We start from the raw sequence: 2,377 nt of genomic DNA, 5'->3' as shown, positions 1-2,377 counted from the left end.
CGCACCGTGCGACACGAGTGGTTGGACCTATATATCTTTGACAGCATCCAGGAGGTGCAGGACGTCGCCACCAACTGGCTCTGGACATACAATCACGACCGTCCCAAAATGGGCATTGGCGGCATGACGCCAGCCCAAAAGTAAAACTGGCTGCCTGAATTCTACGCCAGAGCCCCGTTAAAAAGGGGATGATTACCCCCTCATCCACCTTCAGATGACTCAACGGCGCTCTTCTGCTATGTCAATAAGATCGTGGGCAAAGTCAGCCCATGTTCTCAATCGAGTATTTCGAATCAACATTTCTTTCTGAGCACGCAAATTCTTATCAAATAGTAAACTTTCCAGTGCAGATGTTATGCTAGATATGGATTTCTCATCGCAATAAACAACCATATCAAGTCCCACCTCCGGAAGCGATGAATTCGCTGCAACCACTCCCGTTTTGCCGTAATTTATACCCTCCCCAATAGGCAGCCCCCACCCCTCATAAAGGCTCGGAAAGGCAAAAAAGAGGCAGTTTTTATAAAGAGCGGCCAACTCTTCATCACTCGGGGATGGAATTATTTTAACCAACCCATTAACGTTATGAGTGTCAGATAGAAACTTCTCAAGTTCGTCGGACCCCCACCCTTTTCTTCCAGCGAAATACAGTTTTGGTAAATCAGGATACTTTTGCGAAAGATTATACCATGCTCTTGCAAGGCGAAGATTATTTTTGCGCGGCTCTAAAGTGCCCACACACAAGACATAATCATCAGCAAGATCAAACCGTAAATTCGACGTAATATCAATCATATCCGCAAGATTTGGGAATGTCTCAAAATATTGAGGATAAGCCTTTCTCATATAATTTGAAACAGAAACCTCACTACTCACATTTGAAAAGCTATGTGCAAGTTTAACGGTCTTCACTGTTTCGGGATTTGAGTGGACTTTTAGAAAGTCCTCTCGAGTACTATCTGAATTTGCCAGATAAATATCCGTGTATGAGCTAGACCTTTCCAGCCAGTTAATGAACTTCCTTTGCACCCCAACAGCAGTCGTAAAACCATACACCAATGGGATCATATCGTGCACCATGGTAAATATTTTGACGCCATGCCGAGATTTTAAGGCTTCAAAACCTTCAATCTGGTAATCATCCCAGCTTGAGTCCAAGGAAATAACAACATCATCACTCTTAACAATATCCTCAAACTTAATACTTTTAAAACCAGTCTCAACCCCCTTTCTCCCCAAAAAATCATGTGCACGATAACCCGTTTTTCTTTCGAATTTTTCGGGAAAGTATTTTGCCATAAACTCAAATTTACCTCGATGAAAAATATATTTTAACTTTCTTTTATTATACTTATGAAGAAAGTTCATCGCAGGAACTTGCGCACCATGGAGAAAAAGTTTCAAGGTGGTAGGATTTGCCAGAATCTCAGGAGAGAGGCCGTCCAGACTGATCGCAAAGCAATTGTCTTTCGCCTGCACAAGCAAGTAAACATTATCAGATGATTTTATTCGTAAAATCTCAGCTGCGGCACTAACTACCACTCGCTGAATTCCACTCAAAACAGAATTGCGCCGAAGATGAATATACGTAGCCGAGGCATCAATAAATATTCTTTGCATTACTTGCTCGCATTTAACCTGTGCATGGGCGAACGCTAGAACACAAGGCAGCGTTTTCAGGTCTGCTCTCATGCCTGCTACTACTATTTAGTTACACTACATTGGCGCGCGTGATATATTGGTTCTGGTCCCAAGTTCTCTCATGCGTAGCGGATATGTCAGTATTTCTCCTAGTCAGAACACAAAGTCAACGAGGTGTTCTTTTTTGATTAATTCGGCATTTCTGTATAAATGTTAGAGGTTTCAGTGCCTTAGCAACTGTATCTCTCACGCCGTTGCGGCGTTCCATTTCTGCCGGCTCTTGCACAGAGTGTTCGCGATGGTGACGAGCTTTCTGGCAACGGCGGTTATGATGACCTTGTGCGGTTTTCCGGCCTTGCGGAGGCGGTCTGCGAAGGATTTCAGGCTCGGGTTATGATGTGCCGCGACCAAGGCTGCTTAGAACATCACGTGTCGCAAAGCACGGCGACCTCCAGCGATGGCCCGTTTCCCGCGAAGTGCTCCACTGTCGTGCGCGACCGGGGCCAGACCGTGAGTGCGGCAGCCTGTCCGCCGGTGATGGTTCCGATCTCGGGCATTTCTGCAATCAGCATCGTGCGGGCCACCGGGCCAATCCCAGGGATAGAGCGGAGAACACCGGCGGTTTCCGACAGGCGTTCATCGCTCGCGATGGCTCGGGTGATCCGGTTTTCAAAATTCCTTGATCAGACTGTCGATCCGTTGCTTCAACTCGGTGTCGACGTCCTCGAACATCACA

At 46.2% G+C, this 2,377-nt stretch carries 3 protein-coding genes; 2 read left to right on the top strand and 1 reads right to left on the bottom strand.

From position 1 onward, the window contains the following. Window positions 1-144: integrase core domain-containing protein (locus EP867_RS19295; protein ID WP_164888978.1), on the top strand; the 144-nt coding region annotated here is incomplete at its 5' end. 75 nt (window positions 145-219) lie between these two features. Here the strand turns inward: EP867_RS19295 and EP867_RS19290 are convergent. Continuing rightward, window positions 220-1,692: a glycosyltransferase family 4 protein gene (locus EP867_RS19290; protein ID WP_128491053.1), complete on the bottom strand. Its 1,473-nt coding sequence runs from the start codon at window positions 1,690-1,692 to the stop codon at window positions 220-222. Between the two features lie 288 nt (window positions 1,693-1,980). On the opposite strand from EP867_RS19290, the gene EP867_RS20385 reads away from it, so the two are divergent. Continuing rightward, on the top strand, window positions 1,981-2,377 hold a 397-nt coding region (locus tag EP867_RS20385), incomplete at its 3' end, for a hypothetical protein (RefSeq protein WP_241656981.1).

Origin of the sequence: Falsigemmobacter intermedius, assembly GCF_004054105.1 — a bacterium.
Classification (GTDB): Bacteria; Pseudomonadota; Alphaproteobacteria; order Rhodobacterales; family Rhodobacteraceae; genus Wagnerdoeblera; species Wagnerdoeblera intermedia.
Note: the sequence above shows the minus strand (reverse complement) of the source record. Positions and strands in the feature narration are given on the sequence as shown.